Genomic DNA, 17,367 nt, shown 5'->3' with positions numbered 1-17,367 from the left:
GCGTAAAATGACAGAATGGAACGCGACACTTTATGATCGGCAACATGATTTTGTGGCCGAATACGGGAAGGGATTGTTAACGTTTGTCCCACAGCGGCCAAAGCAAGCAATTTTGGATCTGGGTTGCGGAACGGGCACGTTGACGGCCCAACTTAATTCATTGGGGGATGATGTGAAGGGAACGGACCGCTCGCCGGCGATGATCGCACAGGCTCGACGTTCGTATCCGACGATTCAGTTTGAGGTGGAAGATGGTCTACAAATGACGGATGTTAACCGGTGGGATGTCATCTTTTCCAACGCCGTTTTCCATTGGATTCAAGACCATCCCCGTTTGTTACGCCGAATTTATCAAGCGTTGCGACCAGGGGGCCAACTCATTTGTGAGTTTGGTGCGGCCGGTAACATCGCAACGATCGAAAATGGGTTTCGTGAGGCCATTGCGGCATATGGCGGCACGTATCACTCCAAATTCAACTTTGCGACGGTTGCCCAGTTGACCCAGCAGGCGCAAGTTGCGGGGCTTGTTGTTGAAAAATGCTATGACTTTGAGCGGCCGACACCGTTAAAGGCTGGTGAACAAGGACTAGCCAATTGGGCCCGTCAGTTTTTTGCCAGTGAACTAGCATCCTTTTCACCCGTTGAGCAAGATGAAATCCTAGCTCGTTTAGCCACGCGGGTTCGGGACGAATTATGGGACGGTCACCAATGGGTGGCCGATTACCGCCGGATTCGGTGTGTGGCGCGTAAAGACTAAAAAAATGTCAGAACCGTGAAATATCGGTTCTGACATTTTTTTAGTTTAAGGTAATACCTGAACGCCATCAGTAACAATGGAGAGCTGAACGGTTTGGGCGGTTAACCCGTGATCGATCAGGGCCTGTTGGAACGCAGGAAACGCCTGATCATCGATGATGGTCATGACCGTTGGGCCGGCACCACTTAAGTAGGTCGCGAGAGCGCCAGTCTGGTGGGCGATCGTCCGAATTTGTTGTAACTCAGGAACGAGTCGTTGTCGGTAGGGTTCGTGAAACTGATCGGCTTCGATGAGCTTACCGAGGGTCGCATAATCTTGCGTGAATAGTGACGCCACGAACGTGTTTCCCACTGAGCTGGCATGAACCGCATCGTGAAAATCAAGTTGTGCTGGTAACACCCCACGGCTGTCGCTCGTTTTGAGCTCGTAGTCGGGAATGTAGGCGACAAACGAGAGTCGGGGAAACTGGGCCTTGATGGCGACAAATTGGTCATCAACGTTGGTCCCAATGACCAGATCGCCGAAGATAGCGGGAGCCACGTTGTCGGGATGGCCTTCAATTTGGCAGGCAAACTCGACCTTTTGCTGGTCGGTTAAGTTCAGATGCCCGAGTTGGTTGGCAATTTCAATGCCGGCCACAATGGCGGCCGAACTACTGCCTAGGCCGCGAGTTACAGGAATTTCAGAAACCATCTTAAACGCGTGGGGCTGTAAGTTTGGTGCGAGCTGTAGCGCGGTACTCAGAATCATATTGGTTTCATCAGTAGGAACCTCGGCACCCAGATCATGGTCAATGAACCAGTGGTCGGTCGCTTCGAGCACGTCAATGGTCAGGTACAGGGAAACGGCAATTCCAATGGAGTCAAATCCCGGTCCCAAGTTGGCGCTAGTTGCAGGTACTTTAATCTGCATATGAATGACTTCCTTTACGAGAGAACTTTGTAAGCTGCAAGAAGATTGATCGTGTCCTTTTGTTCTAGGGCGTCTTTCAATTCTGCCAGCTGGGTTTTTGACATATCGTGAGTGATAATTACGACCCGTGCAGTTTGGTTGTCGGTTGGATTATCATTTTTGGTCTGAACGATTTGGCTAAAGCTGGCCCCGATCTTAGTCATGATCTGGGTGAGCTTCAACATTTGACCCGGAATATCCAACATTTCTAATGAAAGGTAGTAGGGGTATACTACTTCGTCAGCCTTCACATGGTCGGCTTGATTTTGATAGTTGTTAAACGAGTTTCCGGTGGTTCCCAAGACAATGTTTTTGGTGACGGAGACGATATCGCTTAAGACACTGTTAGCGGTTGGTAGGCCACCAGCACCGGGACCATAGAAGAGGGTCTCGCCAACGGCTTGGCCGGTCACCATGACGGCGTTGTTTTCATTGTTAATCGTTGCGAGGGGATGGTCGGCTGGCACGAGAACGGGGCCAACTTCAGCGAAGACGCCATCGTTGATCCGACGGGCAATGCCTAATAGTTTGATGGTGTAGCCCAATGATGCGGCGGTTTCAACATCCAGTAATTGCATGTGCCGAATACCGGAGACCTTCATTTCGTTGAGTTTTAAGTGGGTTCCAAACGAGAACTGGCTTAAAATAATCATCTTGTAGGCGGCGTCGATTCCGTCGACGTCATTGGTCGGATCAGATTCCGCAAAGCCGAGTTCCTGGGCCTTTTGTAAGGCGTCAGCATAGCTCCAGTTTTTTTGTTGCATCTGCGTTAAAATGTAGTTAGTGGTTCCGTTGACGATCCCCTTCACTTCGAGAATCTGATCGGCGGAGAAGCTGTTGACGATGGTCCGTAAGATTGGAATCCCACCGGCCACGCTGGCTTCGTACATCAAGTCGCAGTGGTTTTGCTGGGCAATAGATGTTAATTCTTCTCCCGCCGAGGCGATCAAATCCTTATTGGCAGTTACGACGTGTTTCTTGGCGGTCAGTAGTTGGGTGATAATTTCCTTGGCGGGATGAATGCCCCCCATCACTTCGACTACGATACCGATTTCGGGATCGTTGACGATGTCATCGAGGTTGTCGGTGAGGTTGATGCGACTGGTATCGACATCGTCGCGGTGTTTCGCTACGTTTCTAACGACAATTGTTTTGACACTGAGTTGCCGACCGGTAATGTTTGAAATTTTATCTTGGTTATTTTCGACCATTTGTAAAACACCGCTGCCGACGGTGCCGAGGCCGATTAACCCAATTTTAATTGTTTCCATATTTGAGTCCCTCATTTTTTCCATCATTTCCTACCATTTTAGCATAGCAAAATACATTACGCATAGTTTATAATGAGAATATTATGAAAAACGGAGGGTATCTTTCTAATGAAATATCGAAGTACACGAGGCACTGCCGATCAGGCCATTAATTCCGCCGCGGCCATTATTCAAGGACTGGCACCGGATGGCGGCCTATACGTTCCTGTGACATTTCCACAACCAACATTTTCGTTGGACCAGTTAGTTGGACTATCCTATCAAGAAACGGCCAAGCTCGTTTTAAGCTGGTTTTTCGATGACTACAGTGATGAACAACTACAAGATAGCGTGACGGCCGCTTATGGCAGCCAGTTTGATGACGCCAAAATTGTGCCCGTGACGGCTAAAACGGCGGGCAACTACTATATGGAACTGTTCCACGGCCCAACGCTGGCCTTTAAGGATTTAGCATTGCAAGTCCTACCACAATTGATGACGCGGGCGGTGAAGCTCCAAGGCGTTGATCACAATATCGTCATTTTAACGGCCACGTCTGGTGATACGGGAACCGCCTCGATGCGTGGCTTCCAAGATGTTGATGGCACCCAAGTGATTGTCTTTTATCCCCACGGTGGCGTGAGTCCGGTACAATTGCGCCAAATGCTCACCCAGCAAGGACGGAATTTAAAGGTCGTTGCGGTGGAAGGAAACTTTGATCAGGCCCAAGCAAACGTGAAGAAAATCTTTGGTGATCGTGAATTTGGGCAGCAACTTGCCCAAGCTGGTCATCAGTTCTCATCAGCCAATTCAATGAATATCGGCCGGTTGATTCCCCAGATTGCGTACTACTTCTATACGTATGCACAGATGGTGGCCCAACAAACCATCCAGCTCGGCGATCAGCTTAGTTTTACGGTGCCGACCGGGAACTTTGGCGATATTTTAGCCGGATACTATGCTAAGAAACTGGGATTGCCAATTAAAAAGCTGATCTGTGCGTCGAACCAGAACAACGTGCTGACGGACTTCTTTAAGACTGGCAAGTACGATCGCAACCGGCCCTTCTTCCTGACGAATTCACCATCAATGGATATTTTGGTGTCCAGCAATCTTGAACGCCTATTATTTGATGCCGCTGATCAGGATGAAACGGTGGTGCAGGACCTGATGCAACAGCTGGCACAGACCGGTGCCTACCAAATTTCGGATGACATGCGGGCCCAATTATCAGACTTTGCGGCCGGGTTTGCGAGTGAAGCCGATATTCAAGCCGAAATTAAGCGGGTCTACGAAACGGATGGGTACGCCATCGATCCGCATACGGCGGTCGCGTCAGCAGTTGCTCACCGGTACCAAGCTGAAGAAGATGGGACCACCCCGATGGTTGTTTTATCAACGGCGAGCCCATACAAGTTCCCTGAAACGGTGTTAAAGGCCATTACCGAGCAACCCGTTGAACCGGGCTTGAAGGCAGTTAATCAGTTAAACCAGTTGTTGCAAGACACATTACCGGCCGGCGTTCGCGATTTATTTGAACTTAAGGAACGGGCAGAAGTCGTGGTTGAGCCGGACGAAATGAAACAGTACATTCAAACACATTTATAGAATCCCCTTAAAAAACACAGTGGCGTCTCGCGCACTGTGTTTTTTGTATGACTTAATTTTACTAAGTAGTGAAAGCGGATAACTAAGAAAAAGTTAGTCAAAATCCCTAAAATTAAAATATAATTAGAAAAATCCGTTGACAATGAGAAAAACGATGATAGAATTCTAATTATTCAAGGAGTTAGAGCTTGCTTAATTCAATTGAAGGAGATGAGGCGTTAATCGGACGTTTTTTTGGACGTCCGAACTCGAAAGCAAGGATTATGCGGTACCACTTCAGCAGTGGTTGAAAGGTTGGCGATTGGGTTAAGACAGAGAATTGACGGATCAAGTCGTGAGGAAAAGCACTTATAGCATTATTTTCGGGAAATACATATTTTTAAGTCGAATGGTCGCAAAGACCGATTAATTTAGTTAGCACCATCTTGTGGCAACCACTAGCACAGGCTTATTTGGGTGGTGCTAATTCAGGATTCGTTTTCGTTATGGTGAGAACGACAAATCGAAAGGAAACTTGATTATGCAAAAAATTGAAGCATTGGGAAAATGGGTAAGCCGCTGGTTTACCGTACTTGTTATTGTTTGGGCTGCGTTTAACTACTTTTTACCAGGTACCAGTACTTGGGTTGTGCCGAATACATCGTACTTACTGGGAATCATCCTGTTCGGGATGGGGTTAACCTTACGGGGTGAAGATTTTGCCCGGATCATTAAGAAACCCGTTCCCGTCATCTTAGGGACCGTTGCGCATTATGTTATCATGCCAACCATCGCATGGGTGCTATGTTTAATCTTCCATTTACAAGGGGCGACTGCTGCAGGGGTCATTCTCGTGGGATCTTGTCCTAGTGGGACATCATCAAGTGTGATGGCCTACCTTGCCGGTGGGGATGTTGCGTTGGATGTTTCGATTGAAACACTGTCAACGTTACTCGCACCAATCGCATTGCCAAGTCTTTTGTTATTGTTTGCCGGTCGTTACGTTGCAATTCCAACCCAGTCGCTGTTCTTAAGTACCATTGAAATCGTGATTGTGCCGATCGTCTTAGGGGTTGTGATTCACACGGTATTTGGGAAGCACATCGAAAAAATCACCAAGGCTTTGCCACTGATTTCGCAAGTTGCCATTCTACTGATCATTGGTGCGGTTATCTCAGCTAACCATGCCAACCTCTTCACCGCCGCAACAGCAATGGTTATCCCGGTTGTTATTTTGCACAACTTGTCTGGGTACGGTCTAGGCTTCCTCTTCTCAAAACTAATCCGGTTACGTGATCCACAACGCAAGGCCATTACGTTTGAAGTTGGGATGCAAGATTCTAGTTTGGGTGCCACACTGGCAATGAAGTATTTTGCCCCCGCTGCAGCCATTCCTTCAACAATTTTCAGTATCTGGCACAATATTTCTGGTTCAGTGCTGTCATCATATTGGCGCACACACACCGAAAAGAAGCAGGCGGCAACAACCAGCAGCGTGCATCACGCACATCACGCAGCGGGTTATACCAACTAGTCATGAATGATTAATGCGACGTCTATCAGTTACCGGCAAGTTTGGCGGTAGTTGATGGACGTTTTTTAATGGAATTGAAGGGGTGAAACATGTGAAGCAAACAAATAATTGGCGCCGGAACCTCTGGTTTTTATGGGTCGGCAACTTTATGACTGGAATGGGCTTTTCGATGACGGTGCCGTTTCTCGCGTTATTTATCGATACACTGGGGACCTTCAATAAGTGGCAATTAAATATGCTTACGGGGATTGCCTTCGCGATTACCTTCTTGGCAAAGGCGATCGTTTCGCCGTACTGGGGTAAACTAGCTGATCAATACGGTCGCAAGCCAATGTGCTTACGTGCTTCACTGGGGATGACGGTAACGATCACGGCGTGCGGGTTTGTACCCAACGTGGCGGTGCTAATCGTGCTACGGGCCATTCAGGGGTGCTTTTCGGGGTATATTAACAATGCGAACGCCATCGTAGCGGCGAGTGTACCGCTAGATCGCAGTGGGAAAGCACTCGGTACTTTAGCGACTGGCAACGTCGTAGGAACGCTCCTTGGTCCTCTAATCGGTGGTATCTTAGCGGACTCGTTTGGCTATCGTGAAGCCTACTACGTGACTGGTATGATGATGTTTGTCGTGTTCATGATGACGCTTCTATTTGTGCATGAACAGTTCACACCGGTTCAAAAGGACGAAATGGTGCCGACAAAGCAGATTTTCCGGGAACTACAATATCCTCTGTTGATTTGGGGCTTGTTCATCACCACGATGATCATCCAAGCAGCCAACATGTCGATGACGTCGGTGGTCAGTTTGCTGATTAAGGAGTTGTGTCATAATCACGGACAGATTGCACTCGTCAGCGGCGTCATCACGTCCCTTCCGGGGGTGGTGACGCTGATTGCTTCACCGTTACTGGGGATGTTAAGTGATCGAATCGGACCGGAAAAGGTGCTAATGAACGGTCTTGTGCTAGCGGTAATCTGCTTTATTCCGATGGGCTTTATTACAAACGTTTGGCAGTTAGGCGCGCTACGGGCCCTACTGGGAATTTCGGATGCAGCGCTGTTACCGGCAATTCAATCGTTAATGACATTTTACGTGCCGAAGAGTGGGTTTGGTCGGATCTTTAGCTATAATCAGTCGTTTCAGGCCCTGGGAAGTGTCGGTGGGCCGATGATGGGGGCGGTGGTCGCCAGCATGTTTGAGTACCGAAGCGTCTTTTTAGCGACGGCGATTTTGGAAATTGCTAATGTTCTCTTCCTGATTCCAGCAACCAAGGCGTTGTGGCATGCGGGCCCCATTCGTCAGCGTGGGCCAATCGGTGGGCAAGCCAATATCCATGAAATTAATAGTTAAGTGAACTAAAATGGGAGCCATGACGAAGGTCACAGCTCCCATTATTAATGATAAGAAAATTAGTGGTATTCGGAGATTTCGATCAGGTTGTGGTCGGGATCATTGATGTAAAGCGAGGTTAATTTACCATGGGCCCCGTTGCGTTCTACGGGGCCTTCAATGATGTCGACGTAGTAGCTTTCAAGGTGGTTTTTAACCTCATCGAGCGGATCTTTGACGATGATGCAAAAGTCAGCGGCACCGGGAGTAGGGTGACCGGCAACCGGTTGGTGCGGAGTAGCCACCACCTGTAGCTTAATGGCTTGTTTGCCGCACAAAAGGGTCTGGCGGCCATCATCAGTTTCGATGATGGGCATGTCAAAAACTTCGTGGTAGAAGCGCAGGCTTTTTTCGAGGTTTGTGACGGTGAGGGTAATGTGATCCATATCTTTAATTTTCATTGTTAGGCTTCCTTTAAGTAGCGAATTGGACTGATTAGTGGCGTAATTTCGGGTGATAGTGAGTGTTGTGCGGCCCACTGCTAAAGTTTGTGGTGCATTCAATAATGCGGTAAAGGGCCGGTGACACGGTCGCTTACGTCGTTCTGTAACTAGTATAGCATATAAATTGGCGTTGTTAATTTAGTGATGCAAGTGTTAACATTGGTTCTTAGTGATTTATTAATGAAGACAAGGGCCGCGATCGTGGCGGCAGATAGAAAAGGAAGAAAAATGAGTTTATTAGAAGTTGACGGCTTAAGCATGAGCTTTGCCGATAAAAAATTGTATGATGATGCGAGCTTTCAGCTCAACGCCCACGAACACATGGGGATTGTGGGGCAAAACGGTGCGGGAAAAAGTACGCTCATCAAAATCTTGACGGGAACGGTGCTGGCCGTAGAAGGAACCGTGAAGTGGCAAAATCACATTCGCATTGGGTACTTGGACCAATACGCGGACATTGAGGACGGCACGACACTGATCGAATTTTTACACACCGCATTTAAGGATTTGTATGAAATTAATGATCAGATGAACGACTGTTACGCCCAGTACGCCGAGACCATGGACGATAAGTTGCTGGAACGGGCGGGGCGCTACCAAGAGCAGCTGGAAGCGCGTAATTTCTACGATATTGAAACCGAAATTAACCGGGTTATGAGCGGGCTGGGGTTAAACGAACTCGGTAACGATCATATTGTTGCACAAATGAGTGGTGGTCAGCGGTCAAAGATTATTTTGGCCAAGCTGTTACTGGAAAGTCCCGATGTTATTCTGTTGGACGAACCGACCAACTACTTGGATACGGCCCATATTGACTGGCTGATCGAGTACTTAAATGACTTTGATGGTGCCGCAATGGTGATCTCTCACGACTACGATTTCTTGGAAAAGGTCACGAACTGTATCTGTGATGTTTCGTTTGGTAAGATCACCAAGTATCGGGGCAGCTTCAAGCAGGCGATGCGGCAAAAGGAAGAACGGAAAGAAACCCAGTTGCGGGAATATGAAAAGCAACAGGTCGAAATCGAAAAGGCTGAACGGTTTATTCGAAAGAACAAGGCCGGTTCTAAATCGACAATGGCTAAGTCACGGGAGAAAATGTTGGCGCGGATGGATCGGATCGATCCGCCTTCGGAAAATCTCGTGGCGACGTTTAATTTTCCGTACGAAGATACGGGATCGCAGAATGCGCTACGGGTGGAAGACCTTTCCGTAGGGTATAACAAGCCGTTACTAGCCCCCGTGACGTTCTCAATGACGATGGGCGAAAAGCTGATTTTCAAGGGCTTCAACGGGGTGGGTAAGTCAACGCTCATTAAATCAATTTTGGGCAAAATTCCGGCTAAGGGTGGGTCATCACAGTTTTCACCATCCGCACGGATTAACTATTTTGATCAGGATTTGATTTGGGATGACGCTTCGTTGACCCCCTTACAGACCATTCAAAACCAATTTCCAACAATGCTGCCGAAAACCATCCGGACACGCCTCGCCCGGGCCGGCATCAATGCGGCCAACGCGATGAAGCCCATGAATCTCCTTTCCGGTGGTGAACAGACGAAGGTGAAGCTCGCGATCTTGGAGTTGACGCCATGTAATTTCTTAATCATGGACGAACCGACGAACCACTTGGATGATGAGACCAAGGATGGGTTGAAGAAGGCCCTCCAAAAATTTCCAGGCAATTTAATCTTGGTTAGTCATGAGGAAAGCTTCTATACGGGCTGGGTTGATAAGATTTTGAACGTGGAAAAGCTGAGTTTGAAGTAAATATTTTTTAAGACCACTATAAATTTTTATAGTGGTCTTTTTGCGAAAATTATTTTAAATGTATTGCTTATAAAACTAATTTTTAGAGTGAATATTTAACCAATGTGGCGGCGGTCATTCCGTCAGTTATTATGTTGGTTTGCTCAAGTTGAATTAAGGTTGCGGCTAAGTTGACGTTTGATCAGCGAGAACCGCAGATATTACATAGTCATTAAAACGTTGAGAAGTTCTTGAACTGATTGATGTAAGCTTTCTTTTGATTTGTCGTTTCCTAAATGGGTATAGAGTTCACCAACATAGATGTTTTGATCAAATAGAAAGTTAAAAACTTGATCAATAATAGGGCGTGTTTGTTCGGGTTCTTGAACCGGTCCAAATGGATTGGCAAAGAAGGTGGTGCTCATACCAACTTCATCTGTGGTTCCCAGCGCAAATCGTTTTCCAGCAATGAAGGTCTGCTTAGCGGCATTTTTGGTTTCAAAGCGGTGAATGCCAACTGCCTGATCATAATTGTTTGCGTAAACCCACATATCAATATGGTGATGAGCTATAACGCGATCATAGGTGTTGGAAGGAATAATTACCCGTGCGTTTTTTTGTTCAGGATTGAGATAGACCCCGCGATCCATATTATTGAAGGCCACGGCACTACTTAGATCATCTAACCTGACAAAAGCCCCAATTTCGGTTCCCTGAGCATATAATTCATGAGGATTAACTGAATCAAGTGTGAAACTACCCATATCGTCAAAGATGGTTTCCATGTGAATAATTTGATTTCCCGCAATTTCTTGAAGTGCTTCGATGGATTCTGACTTACCAGCACCTGAATCGCCAAAGAAGACAACTGTTTTTGTTTTACCATTAGTAAACTGGATTTGAACCATTGATCCATGAATTGGTAAGCGATGTTGGTCAATCATGTGGAGGTTATGTAATGTTAAACACATTTTTTTCATGTACCCAAAATACGTTGTTTGATCATTGTAGGGCACTTCACCAACCCAGATATCATTTTGGAGATCATGATGGTAATGGCTGACTTGGCCTTCCGTTTTGGATAGTCCAAATAGCAAGATTAAATCGGGTTTGTGATCTTGAATATCCTGTGGTTGTGCAAGCTCAAATAAATTGGCAAGACTGAGACCGTTAACAAGGTAATCTTTATGAAAGTAGATAAAAGCTAAGCTTTCGCCTACTTTAGCGGGATAACAATACCAGTCCTCAGAAGCTTCTGAAAAATGCGTGATTGGATTATAATCGACGGCCGTAAAAAGTCCCTTTCGTTTGTTACTTTGTGTGTGCATCATCAACGGAGGACAAAGCATAATTTTATCTAAAAATGGAATTGAAATAAGTGATGAGTACGCTTTAGGTGTATCCCATTGAACAGTTCTAGTCATAATACTAGCGTTGGTGCCGGCGTTTACTTGACGATAGATATGATTACTAGAGTTTTGTAATTTTTCTTCCACATTTCGATAGAGTGTCCGAACTAAATCATTAAACCGATCATCAACAGTTAAAAACTCACTGGCTACTACTTGATTTGAAGCAGCATTGATGACAGAAACACGCAAAAATGATCGATAAAACGAATAGAATTGTTCAATGCTTGCTAGCAACGTGGTGCTTGTAATCGAAGTGGCATTAACGGACTGGTCAGTTAAAACCTGTTTGATCATGGTAATGTAGGTTTGTGCATCTAGTTGCTGGATGGACGAAATTTGGTTTTCTTCAGAGTTTAAAAATTGCGTGACGACAAGTTCCATTTCCTGACTATTAAGTAAGTCAAAACCGTTATTAAAGTATTTTTGATTATTATCAAGGATTGCAATTTTACGAGCTAAATTTAAATATATTGAGGTTGTACTGATATTTTGACTATTGGTCATCTGGCATGACATCCCTTTCTGAGAGTGTGATTTATAAGTGTGGGGATGATCATAATACAATGAAAAATGGAATACAAGCTTAGAATATATAACTCAAAGACGCTAAAAGTGGTCAAAGCACTGTTAACCCGTAACTTTGATTAGGTTGACAATGATGATAAAAAATTTTTTTGCAAAATAAAAAACCTTCTCAGAAAAGACGAGAAAGTTTTTGTGTAGTTAGATTAATTTCAGCAAGTCCGACGGTGTTTGTAATGAAAATTCTGCGTCAACTAAGTTTTCGGGTTGGGCAGAACCCCAGAGAGCGGCACCAAAATGGGCGCCAGCCGCCGTGGCTGCTTTTAAGTCGTTGATGGTATCGCCGATGTAGATCGACTCTGCCGCCACGCCGTTGACTTTAGCAATCCCAGCCAGTACCGGATCCGGATCTGGTTTGTGCTTTTTTGTATCATCGGCCGTGACGTAGTGGTCGAAGTACTTAGCGATGGCAAAGTTTTTCGCAAACTCGTTGCGGTACTCATCGGTGGTTTTCGAAGTGGCGACCACGAGGTTAATCTCTGGATGAGTGGCTAACTGTGAAAGTACATCTTCAATTTCTGGAAAAACTTTAACCTGCGCCGTATTTTGATAGGCCAAATCAAACCATTCCTTGAAGATTGGTTGGAGGTCGGCTTCGGCCACCCCGGCACCCCGGAGTGCATCCAGAGCGGTGATGCCGAAGAGCTTGGTGAGGTCGTGGTAGTCACGATGATAACCGTGCTTTTCCAGGGTCACCTGAAGTGCGGGCATGTACATCTCAATCGTATCAATCAGTGTGCCATCAATATCGAAAATAAAGTTTTTCAGCATATGCACTCCTTGTGTTAGTCGTTGAAGTTGTCAGTTTCGACGTCCCGTAGGAAATCAGCCAGATGCTTGAAGTAAACGGGAGCGTTATCGATCATGTGGTGGTGGCCCCCATTGGGAGTGGTGGCCAACCGAGCGTGTGGAATCTGATCAGCCATCCGCTTAGCAGTGGCAATTGGCATGGTTTCATGTTCCCCGAACGTGATTAGGGTTGGCATTGTGATGTTATGGATCTGGTCACGCACATCCCATTCCTTTAATTTACCCGTGATCACGAATTCGTTGTCGCCTTGGAAAGCGTTGTAAACGGGAGTGGCCATGGTGCTGACCAAATGAGAAATCGCAGCGGGTTGCTTACGATCAACATAGCCTTCGTTTAGCACGTCGACGTATTTTTGGTAACGATCGTTATCATAATCGTTGTTGGCCTCGCACTGCTTCATAAAGGCCACGGCGTCAGCGGGAAGTGCTGTTTCGCGCACGTGATTGATGTTAGTGACGTATTCGTCGATGTTGTCGACCATTGATGAAATAATGGCGCCCTTCAAGTGTTGACCGTACTTCAACGCATACATTTGGACTAAAGCGCCGCCCCAACTTTGGCCGATCAGGTAGAAGTTGTCGAGTCCCATCTTTTGGCGAACTTCTTCGACTTCGTCCAGGAAGTAGTCGTAAGTCAGGTATTTCTTAGCGATTTCAGGATCGGAGTAGTCGGGTTGGTCTGAGTAAAATGATCCGAGTTGGTCATACATGTGAACCGTGACATCGAGCCCCTGCTTCTTGAGTTCTTCAGCAAAGTTCTCCCAGTATTCGTGGGTTCCACCGGGGCCCCCATGCAAGCAGAGCAGATGGATGGCACCAGTTCCCTGCGTGCGTGTCCATAAATGGTAGCCGTTATCGAGTGTCAAAATTGTCGTTCCTTGTTTCATTACTTCACCCATTTTCTAAAAATTAGTTGCTTATAGTGTAGCTCAATTGAATAGGGGTTGCCAAATAAAACTTCTTCTGTTAACCTGTATTAAAAATAAGGTTAACAAGGAGTGCGGCATGGATACAAAACAGACGGTGTTGGATTATTTAGCCCAGCATGAGGGGCAGTGGGTGAGTAGCAAGGAGATCGTGACGACGCTGGCCGTTTCACGAACGGCGGTGTGGAAGGCAATCAAGCAATTGCAAGAGCACCACTATCAGATTGATAGTCAAACGGGGAAGGGGTACTTGTATACCCCGAACGCGACGCTCAGCCAGACCGTGATCGCACAGCAAATTGCCCCCGAATGGACATTGGAGGTGCACGATCAGATTGATTCGACGAACATTCGGGCCAAGCAGTTAGCCGCCCAGCCCCAAATGACGCCCACCGTTGTGGTGGCGAACGAACAAACCACTGGGTACGGCCGGTTTGGTCGTCACTTTTATTCACCGAGTCAAACGGGAATCTACATGAGCTTTTTACTGCCGATCGGGGAACGGCAACTCAACCCCGGTAAACTGACGACGGGGGTCGCCGTGGCGGCAGCTAACGCGATCGAACAACAATATGATGTTGATGTGCAAATTAAGTGGGTCAACGATCTGGTGGTTAACGAACATAAAGTCGCTGGCATTTTGTCAGAGGCAATTGCGGATGTCGAATCCGGGACGATTTCGAGTGTGATTGTGGGCATTGGCATCAATATCGCGCCGAGCGACGTGGTTCCGGCAGAATTGCGGCGCAAGGTGGGAGCGTTGACGTCATTGACCCAGCTGGATCGTAATAAGACGGTTGTGAATGTGATTCAAGCGGTCACGGCCCTACTTAAGAATGAAGATCACCACGCCATTATGGATGAGTACCGTCGCCGCTGCTTTGTCATCGGGCAACGTGTACAGGTGCGGATTGGGAAACGCGAACTGGATGGCGTGGTGCAAACCATCGATGATGATGGGGCCTTACAACTGCAAACAAAAACCGGCCGCCAAATGGTGGGCGCCGGTGAGATTACTAAGTTAAATTTAAAGGATGGTGGTTATCGTGGGTAAGTCACGATTAAAAGAAAATTTATTTGCCGCAGAACTCGCAATTTTTCTCGCGATTAGCGCACAACTGACAATTCCATTACCGCTGGTACCCTTAACGGGGCAGACGTTGGCGGTGGGGGTCCTCGCCTCTATTACGAGTTATCGGTTAGCCAATAAAAGTTTGATCGTCTACGTCTTGCTTGGTTTAATCGGGTTACCGGTTTATGCGAGCGCTGGTGCTGGCGTGGGCGTTTTATTCGGCCCACTGGGGGGCTTTATCTGGGGCTTCTTTATTCAAGCATGGCTAATCATTGCCTGCCGGCGCCGGCCGACGTTTGGTTATCTTGTCTTTGGAAACTTCGTCGGGGGCCTCGCACAGCTGATTATTGGGAGCCTGTGGTTGATGGCTTTCAATCACCTATCCCTGATGGCGGCCGCTGCTAGTGGCCTAATTCCGTTCTTAATTCCTGGTGCGATTAAGGCCGTGCTGGCCGCAATGGTCGCCAACATTTTACTAGCCAAGGTTAAGTTACCCTTTCACGTTAACGAACGGTAGGAATGACAAGGTGGCTCTCACCTAACTCAATCCGGTACGTAATGGCCTCGTTACCACGAACGGTCATGCCAAAGTCGGTGCTGAATAGTACCAGTCCTAAGCGGTGACCGGCGGCGAGGTGGTGAAAGATGGGCTGCAACTTCAAGGTTAAAGCGACGCGTTGACCGGCCGCCAGTGCATCAATTTGTGCGCTACTATGCCGGTTTTGTAAATTAATATGACCAAATGAAATCACATGGTAATCACTAGGACGATCGGCGAGGGTAAATTCTCGCAGGTCGTCTTTTTGCCAGTGATAACCTAATTCCAATCCCTGCCGATTGAGCATGGTTGGAGAAACGTTGAAGCGTCGAGCCGTACCATAGTCGACTAGCTGGGCACTGAGCATGCCGTGATCGACGGAAACGGTTAGTGAAACCGTCAGTTCGGGGGTCCCCTGAAGGAGAAGATCATCCTTGAACTGGGGTGTTTTAAACTGACAGCTAAAGGCGTTATTAGTGGTTACGAGTGCCGTTTGCCAAACTGTAGGTTGCCGGGAGAACGTTTGAAATTGGTCGACTGGCAACTGATCGTTAAAGGTGACTGAGTCAGTTGTTGCCACGGCGCGTTCACGGAGACCGTCAGTGGTTAGTTGCCATTGACGGGCGTGCCCCGGTTGTTCCCACTGATCAGTACTGGTCCATGTTTCAGGAACCACGTTATCTTGGGCAATTAAATCTGGTAGCACGTCGTTGGCGTGGTTATCAACCTGCCACAGTTTGTTTGAAAGCCAAAGATTAACAATGTCGGTAAAGTCAATTGAACGAAAGGCGTTGATGTAAATATGCTGGCCCTGATGCAGTACGAGTTTACGAGCAACGGGCAGGTCGGCTAGGCCATCCCAGAGACTCTTAACCTGATTAAGTTTTACGTTCCAATCATTGAGACCATGGACCATCATAATATCGGCCTGAATGTTCTTAATGTTGGGCCGGTAATTTCGCTGCCGCCAGAAGTCATTGTAGTTACCGGTGGCGCGATCCATGGCGCGGGCCATTTGCTGGAGGTAGTCGTTGAACGCGGCCTGAACGTGGTGATAATCCCCCGCGTTTTTGGTTCGACTAAAGGTCTCTGCCGCCAGGACGTCGGCGTCTTCACCGGGAAAGCCACCGGGGGCCATGACAAGCCCGTTTTCCCGGTAGTAGTCGTACCAACTTGAGATGGCTGCTTCACTGATAATGGTTTTGAGACCAGTCACACCGGTGGTGGCCGCCGCGGTTGCCAGGGTGCCAAGGTAGCTCCGACCGGTCATAGCAACGTTACCACTGCACCACCAAGCAGAGATCTCAATTTGATCGGTCCGGTTGGTGAACGCCCGCCGCTGACCGTTTAGCCATTCAATGACGGCGATTGTCGCCAGTGTTTGTTCAGGGGAACCACAGGTTTGGAACCCGTCTGAATCTTTAGTACCAATGCCCGCACTATAGATGATCGCAAAGCCCCGTACGGCGAGGTAGTTATTCAATGTGTACGTGGCCTGATGGTGCACGGTTTCCTCAGCAGTAGTGGTTTCACCCTGCGTTGACCGGTGACTCGTCGGTGTGGGAAAGGCGGGAATATCGGGCTGTTGCTGGGGATCTTTATGCGTCAGTTTGGTGGCCACCGAGTGGGTCATTTTTTCGCCCCAAGCATCGTTAGTTCCCTGATTGTAAGGACTAGCGGTGTAAACGGCGGGGATTTGGAGACCGTCATTTGTTTCAGCAGGCCGCGTAATCTCGACTTTGATGAGGTCGCGTTGTCCGTCTGAGTCGGTGTCCAAGTCAGTTTCAACGTAGACCACCTCGTTGATTAACTGGGTGGGATCGAAAACGGCAAGGGCCTTACCATTAAAGAACAGTGGTTTTTGGGTGGCGGGGAGCTGATACAGGGGGACTAAAAAACCGCGGCTAGTGAGCGCATCGATAAATGATTGCCCGTTTTTGGTGTGGGTGCACAAGAGCAGGTACCAGGCATCGATGATGGCCGCTGGCTGATCCAGCGCATGCTCGAGGGCGGGGAGCTGAATGGTACGCCATGCCACGTCTGGATGGGCGGGATCGTAATCGACATCGACTTCAAATGCGAGTAGTTGCAAGGCAACGAGTTGAAACATATGACGCGACACGGGGCGCTGCTGGGCACGGCATTCGGCCAGCGTTAAGTCACTCGTGGCTAAGGTTTGTGTCAAAAAGGCATGCCAACCGGCTTCACTGGGGTTCTCAAGCATGGTATGGCGGAGAAAGTGGTACCATAATTCGGTAGCGGTCAATTGGTCGGTCTGATCGTCGAGAAATCCGAGCTGGGTGAGTTCAGCGATTTTTTGATGGGTAGAAACGGGTTGAATTGCAAATTGGTTATTTTTCATAGCG

The 17,367-nt window shown here is 47.7% G+C and carries 14 protein-coding genes; 7 read left to right on the top strand and 7 right to left on the bottom strand.

Going from position 1 to position 17,367, the window contains the following annotated elements:
* The first annotated feature begins 7 nt into the window (after positions 1 to 7).
* Positions 8 to 757, top strand: a complete 750-nt coding sequence (locus FC26_RS06385) for a class I SAM-dependent methyltransferase (protein WP_057778875.1) — start codon at positions 8 to 10, stop codon at positions 755 to 757.
* Between the two features lie 45 nt (positions 758 to 802).
* Here the strand turns inward: FC26_RS06385 and thrB are convergent, their stop codons facing one another.
* Together thrB and FC26_RS06375 are read right to left on the bottom strand one after the other, a co-directional pair.
* Positions 803 to 1,669 (bottom strand): homoserine kinase, encoded by an 867-nt coding sequence (thrB, locus tag FC26_RS06380; protein ID WP_057778873.1) that lies wholly within the window; start codon positions 1,667 to 1,669, stop codon positions 803 to 805.
* Between the two features lie 14 nt (positions 1,670 to 1,683).
* Positions 1,684 to 2,979 carry a homoserine dehydrogenase gene (locus tag FC26_RS06375; RefSeq protein WP_057778871.1) on the bottom strand — a complete coding sequence of 432 codons (1,296 nt, stop codon included), beginning with the start codon at positions 2,977 to 2,979 and terminating at the stop codon, positions 1,684 to 1,686.
* Positions 2,980 to 3,087: 108 nt separating this feature from the next.
* On the opposite strand from FC26_RS06375, the gene thrC reads away from it, so the two are divergent.
* The 3 genes from thrC (at position 3,088) to FC26_RS06360 (ending at position 7,430) form a co-directional block, all read left to right on the top strand.
* Positions 3,088 to 4,566, top strand: a complete 1,479-nt coding sequence (gene thrC, locus FC26_RS06370; RefSeq protein WP_057778869.1) for a threonine synthase — start codon at positions 3,088 to 3,090, stop codon at positions 4,564 to 4,566.
* Between the two features lie 520 nt (positions 4,567 to 5,086).
* Positions 5,087 to 6,079, top strand: coding sequence for a bile acid:sodium symporter family protein (locus tag FC26_RS06365; protein WP_057778867.1), 993 nt, complete (start codon positions 5,087 to 5,089; stop codon positions 6,077 to 6,079).
* Between the two features lie 91 nt (positions 6,080 to 6,170).
* A complete protein-coding gene (locus FC26_RS06360) occupies positions 6,171 to 7,430 on the top strand; it encodes a multidrug efflux MFS transporter (RefSeq protein ID WP_235809480.1) in 1,260 nt (419 codons plus the stop codon).
* Between the two features lie 59 nt (positions 7,431 to 7,489).
* Here the strand turns inward: FC26_RS06360 and FC26_RS06355 are convergent, their stop codons facing one another.
* Entirely contained in the window at positions 7,490 to 7,870 is a 381-nt protein-coding gene (locus FC26_RS06355) for a VOC family protein (RefSeq protein WP_057778865.1), read from the bottom strand.
* A gap of 270 nt (positions 7,871 to 8,140) precedes the next feature.
* On the opposite strand from FC26_RS06355, the gene FC26_RS06350 reads away from it, so the two are divergent.
* Entirely contained in the window at positions 8,141 to 9,682 is a 1,542-nt protein-coding gene (locus tag FC26_RS06350; RefSeq protein WP_057778863.1) for an ABC-F family ATP-binding cassette domain-containing protein, read from the top strand.
* Positions 9,683 to 9,882: 200 nt separating this feature from the next.
* On the opposite strand, the gene FC26_RS06345 is transcribed toward FC26_RS06350, so the two are convergent.
* The 3 genes from FC26_RS06345 to FC26_RS06335 form a co-directional block, all read right to left on the bottom strand.
* Positions 9,883 to 11,577, bottom strand: a complete 1,695-nt coding sequence (locus FC26_RS06345) for a hypothetical protein (RefSeq protein ID WP_057778861.1) — start codon at positions 11,575 to 11,577, stop codon at positions 9,883 to 9,885.
* Between the two features lie 219 nt (positions 11,578 to 11,796).
* Positions 11,797 to 12,426 carry an HAD family hydrolase gene (locus FC26_RS06340; protein ID WP_057778859.1) on the bottom strand — a complete coding sequence of 210 codons (630 nt, stop codon included), beginning with the start codon at positions 12,424 to 12,426 and terminating at the stop codon, positions 11,797 to 11,799.
* A 14-nt stretch (positions 12,427 to 12,440) separates the two neighbouring features.
* Positions 12,441 to 13,352 carry a proline-specific peptidase family protein gene (locus FC26_RS06335; RefSeq protein ID WP_057778857.1) on the bottom strand — a complete coding sequence of 304 codons (912 nt, stop codon included), beginning with the start codon at positions 13,350 to 13,352 and terminating at the stop codon, positions 12,441 to 12,443.
* Between the two features lie 118 nt (positions 13,353 to 13,470).
* Here FC26_RS06335 and FC26_RS06330 point away from each other — a divergent pair, with 118 nt between their 5' ends.
* Complete coding sequence (locus tag FC26_RS06330; RefSeq protein WP_057778855.1) at positions 13,471 to 14,445, top strand: biotin--[acetyl-CoA-carboxylase] ligase; 975 nt, start codon at positions 13,471 to 13,473, stop codon at positions 14,443 to 14,445.
* A complete protein-coding gene (locus tag FC26_RS06325) occupies positions 14,438 to 14,980 on the top strand; it encodes a biotin transporter BioY (RefSeq protein ID WP_235809479.1) in 543 nt (180 codons plus the stop codon). The genes FC26_RS06330 and FC26_RS06325 overlap by 8 nt, the downstream gene beginning before the upstream one ends.
* On the opposite strand, the gene FC26_RS06320 is transcribed toward FC26_RS06325, so the two are convergent.
* A complete protein-coding gene (locus FC26_RS06320; protein WP_057778851.1) occupies positions 14,967 to 17,363 on the bottom strand; it encodes a Xaa-Pro dipeptidyl-peptidase in 2,397 nt (798 codons plus the stop codon). The two genes, FC26_RS06325 and FC26_RS06320, sit on opposite strands and share 14 nt — an antisense overlap.
* Between the last annotated feature and the right edge of the window lie 4 nt (positions 17,364 to 17,367).

Source organism: Paucilactobacillus vaccinostercus DSM 20634 (assembly GCF_001436295.1).
In the GTDB taxonomy this organism is placed as follows: domain Bacteria; phylum Bacillota; class Bacilli; order Lactobacillales; family Lactobacillaceae; genus Paucilactobacillus; species Paucilactobacillus vaccinostercus.
This window is presented reverse-complemented; position numbering and strand designations above follow the sequence as displayed.